The sequence below is a fragment of the Micromonospora sp. NPDC047753 genome (genome assembly GCF_040642735.1).
Classification (GTDB): domain Bacteria; phylum Actinomycetota; class Actinomycetes; order Mycobacteriales; family Micromonosporaceae; genus Micromonospora.
Genome location: NZ_JBEYSL010000559.1, coordinates 1 through 4,063 on the forward strand (window position 1 = coordinate 1; position 4,063 = coordinate 4,063).

General features: G+C 70.8%; 5 protein-coding genes. 1 reads left to right on the plus strand and 4 read right to left on the minus strand.

Features of this window, described 5'->3' with window-relative positions; genetic code table 11:
* The coding region (locus ABZ749_RS30825) for a hypothetical protein (RefSeq protein ID WP_357233917.1) at nucleotides 1–195 on the plus strand (195 nt) is incomplete at its 5' end.
* A gap of 455 nt (nucleotides 196–650) precedes the next feature.
* Here the strand turns inward: ABZ749_RS30825 and ABZ749_RS30830 are convergent.
* The 4 genes from ABZ749_RS30830 to ABZ749_RS30845 form a co-directional block, all read right to left on the minus strand.
* Nucleotides 651–1,439 carry an ABC transporter permease gene (locus tag ABZ749_RS30830; RefSeq protein ID WP_357233919.1) on the minus strand — a complete coding sequence of 263 codons (789 nt, stop codon included), beginning with the start codon at nucleotides 1,437–1,439 and terminating at the stop codon, nucleotides 651–653.
* On the minus strand, nucleotides 1,436–2,413 hold the full coding sequence (locus tag ABZ749_RS30835; RefSeq protein ID WP_357233921.1) for an ATP-binding cassette domain-containing protein: 978 nt from the start codon (nucleotides 2,411–2,413) through the stop codon (nucleotides 1,436–1,438). The genes ABZ749_RS30830 and ABZ749_RS30835 overlap by 4 nt, the downstream gene beginning before the upstream one ends.
* Before the next feature lie 33 nt (nucleotides 2,414–2,446).
* Nucleotides 2,447–3,289, minus strand: coding sequence for a DUF4097 family beta strand repeat-containing protein (locus ABZ749_RS30840; protein ID WP_357233923.1), 843 nt, complete (start codon nucleotides 3,287–3,289; stop codon nucleotides 2,447–2,449).
* 72 nt (nucleotides 3,290–3,361) lie between these two features.
* Entirely contained in the window at nucleotides 3,362–3,886 is a 525-nt protein-coding gene (locus tag ABZ749_RS30845; RefSeq protein WP_357206694.1) for a hypothetical protein, read from the minus strand.
* Nucleotides 3,887–4,063 lie beyond the last annotated feature (177 nt).

Consider the following 4,063-nt stretch of genomic DNA (forward strand, 5'->3'; position numbering starts at 1 on the left):
AGGGTGACAAGGCGAGTCGATGACATCCCGGCATGGTGGACCACTGGCGAGTTGCCCGCGATCCCGCTGGGGCAGGTCGGCGACTTGCGGCGCGATCCGCGCGCCCTGAATCGCCGAGCGCATGACCTGGAGGGCCTCACTGCAATGAGCGTGATGTCTGTGAGTCATCACGATGACTCACAGACATCAGACTGATCAGCGGATGTGGTTCCAGCGCTCGTCCCCGGCTAGCCGTTGGGCCTGACGGCCACGGCGGCAGAGCAGTCCGCGGGCGGGGCAGTCCGCGGCGGGGTGGCAGGGGCGGGGCGAGGCGGGGTGGCAGGGGCGGGGGCGGGGGCGGGGCGAGGCGGGGTGGCAGGGGCGGGGGCGGGGCGAGGCGGGGTGTGGGGCGCGAGGCGGGGTGGGGCGCGAGGCGGGGTGGGGCGCGAGGCGGGGTGGGGCGCGAGGCGGCGTGCTTCCGAGAGCCGGGTCGAGCACGCACTCCCGCCGCTCGACCCCACACTCGCCCCGCCGCCCCGCCGCCCCGCCGCCCCGCCGCCCGACCTCACACTCGCGCCGCCGGTAGCGCGACGCCACGAGCCGGCGGCCGGACCCCTGTGGGCCGAGCCGCCGGCTCTCCGCTGCGGTGGTACCGGGACGCGCCGGTCGGATCAGGCCGTCCGGTTGCGGTTGTACAGGGCCTTGGCCCACAGGAAGCCACCCGCTGTGATGACGGCGCACCAGATGACCGCGATGATCCCGTTGGCGCCGATCCCGGTGCCCAGGAGCAGGCCGCGAAGGGTCTCCATGACGGGCGTGAAGGGCTGGTAGTCCGCGAACAGCCGCACGGCGGTCGGCATGGAGTCGGTGGGGACGAACCCGCTGCCGAGGAACGGTAGGAGGATCAGCGGCATGGGCAGGTTGCTCGCCGTCTCGACACTGTCACTGACCAGGCCGAGGGCGACGGACAGCCAGGTCAGCGCAAAGGTGATCATGGCGAGTACGCCGACCGCCGCGAGCCACTCGACCGCGTTCGCGTTGGGCCGGAACCCGACCAGCAGCGCCACGACGGTGACGGCCGCGAGGCTGAGCATGGTCTGCACCAGGCTGCCCAGTACGTGACCCGTCAGGACTGACGGTCGGAAGATCGACATCGTGCGGAACCGGGCGATGATCCCCTCGGTCATGTCCATCGCGACCGAGATGGCGGTGCCCTGCGCGGCGCTGACCACTGTGATGAGCAGGATGCCGGGGGTGACGTAGTTGGCGTACTGGGAGCGGCCGCCGGACGGGCCGAGACCGGCGCCGAGCGTGCCGCCGAAGACGTAGACGAAGAGCAGCAGGATGATGATCGGGATGCCGATGAGCAGGAACGTCATCGACGGGTACCGCCGCATGTGCAGCAGGTTTCGCCGCAGCATGGTGCTCGAGTCGCGGACGGCGAGGGAGAGGGTGCTCATCGCGCGGGAGCCCTTTCGTTGTCGGATCGGCTGGCCCGGGTGTCAGGCTGCCCGGTGAGGGTGAGGAAGACGTCGTCGAGGTCGGGGGTGTGCACGGAGAGCCCCGCCACGCTGATCGAGGCGTGGTCGAGCTGGTCGAGCAGGGATCGCAGCGACCCGACCCCTCCGTCACTCGGCACCTGGAGGGTGAGCGCCGCGTCGTCGCGGGTGGCGGCCTCGAACGTCCGGGCCGCCGAGTCGAGCCCCTCCTGGTCGGCGAACTGCAACACGACGTGGCCGCCCGGGATGAGCCGCTTGAGCTCGCGCGGCGTGCCCTCGGCGATCAGCCGTCCGTGGTCGAGGAACGCCACCCGGTCGGCGAGCTGGTCGGCCTCCTCCAGGTACTGCGTGGTGAGCAGGATGGTCACGCCCTCGGCGGCGAGTGCGCGGATGATGTGCCACATGGCCCGGCGGCTGCGCGGGTCAAGGCCGGTGGTCGGCTCGTCGAGGAAGATGACGCGGGGCTCGCCGACCAGGGTCATCGCGAGGTCGAGCCGGCGGCGCATACCGCCGGAGTACGTGGACGCCGGCTTGCCCGCCGCCTCGGTCAGGTCGAACTGGTCGAGGAGGTCGTCGATTCGCCGCCGACCGACGGCCCGGTCCAGGTGGCACAGGTCGGCCATCAGGGTCAGGTTCTCCCGACCGGTGAGCAGGTTGTCGACGGCGGAGAACTGGCCGGTGACGCCGATCAGCGCGCGTACCGCGTCGGGTTCCCGGGTCAGGTCGTGCCCGAAGACACGGGCGTTACCGCCGTCGGCGTCGATGAGGGTGGAGAGGATCTGCACGGTGGTGGTCTTGCCGGCGCCGTTCGGACCGAGCAACGCGAAGATGGTGCCCTCGGTGATCATCAAGTCGATGCCGTCCAGCACGACCTTGTCGCCGTAGGACTTGCGCAGGTCGGTGGCGACAATCGCGGGGTTCATGGAACTGGTCATGGTCTCCTCATCTGTGGTCGGCGGGGCGGTGGGTCAGGCGCGGCGGATCATGATGTCGCCGAAGGAGGTGTTCGCCCGGACCTCGACCGTCTCGTCGGTCTGCGCCGGGCTGTCGGTCGACTCCAGCGCGTTGTGCACACGGCCGTGCTTGGAACTGACGTCCAGCCAGGCGGCCGTCCCGCGACGGATGCCGACCTCGATGGCGCCGTAGGAGGTCTGCAACTCGACAACTCCCCGGACGACCTCGCCCAGCCGGAGGTTGCCGTAAGCGGTACGGGCCGTCACCGAGGCCAGTGCGGTGTCCACCGTGACGTCGCCGTAGGCCGTGTTGATCCGGACGGCGCCGCCACCGCTACCGATCCAGCAGTCACCGGAGGAGTTCTTGATCTCGGCGCTGCCGTCGACGACTCCGAGACGCACCTTGCCGGACGACACCTTCACCCGGGCGGAGCCGAGGACGCGCTCGGCCGCGACCTCGCCGTGGCTGGAGTCGATGTCCAGCGGCCCGGTCTCGTCGAGCCTGATGTTGCCACCGGTCTTGATGCGGCACTCGCCGAGCCGGCCCTCGCAGCGGAACGCCGCCCACGACGACTCGGCCTGTACGCCCGATCCGGTCGGCAGCTCGATCAGGACGTCGACCGACGGTCCGGCACCGAACCCGTAGCGGCGCCAACTCTTCGGCACCCTGACCACCAGCTGCCCGGCGGCGTACTCGACCGTGGTCTGCTCCGCGGCACTCAGGTCGGCCTTGCTCGACGGGTCGCGGGGCCGCACGGTCACCACCGTGTCGGTGCGGTCGCTGGCCGCGATCCAGACATCCCCGACCGGGATCTCGATCCGGGCGGAAATCGCTTCTGGCGTGTCGAAAACAGGCATGGTGGTCTCCCGAAAGGTGGTCGGCGAAGGTCGCCGCTGGTCAGCGGCGTGATGAGGTGGGGTACGAGGGGGTTAGCGGGCCCAACCGGTGAAATGCTGGCCGAAGCGCGGCTCCGGACGGCGGGGCGGACGACGCTCCGCCTCGCCCCCACCGACGGCACCGGCGACGGCGCGCACCAACCAGGCGTTGACGGAGAGCCCGGCGCGCCCGGCGGCCTCCTCGACGCTGGCCTTCAGGTGGTCGGGCAGCCGCAGGTTGATCCGTGAGGTGCCGCCCTCGTCACCCTCGGGTGCGGACACCGGCACCGACAGCGGCGGCGGGCCGCTCGCCTCGCTCGCCGTTTCGACCGGCAGGTTGGCGGGTGCCACCACGAAGTCGGGCTCGCGCCCGCGCAGCCGAACGTGCACCGAGCCCGGTGCGAGATCGCGGGTGATCTCGTCGGCCGCGTCGGACAGCGCTTCGAGCAGCGTGAGACGGGTGGCCGCTTCCAACTGCGCGAAGAGTCGTTCGGCCAACGCCCGGGCCTCCGGGTCCACGCCCTCGGCGGCAAGGGCGAACTCGTTACGCAGGTTCTCGACGTATGACCTCAGCTCCATGGCACCATAGTGGCACCATTTTGGCTCAGAGCGCAACGGTCATGGCTCAGAAAGATGCCACGAACTGGCACCGCCGGGGGTCCGGCGAAACCGAACAGGGCCACGCCGACCACTCCTGCTGGGCGCGCGGGCAGGCATGGGGCATCTACGGGTTCAGCCTCAACCACCGGCACATCG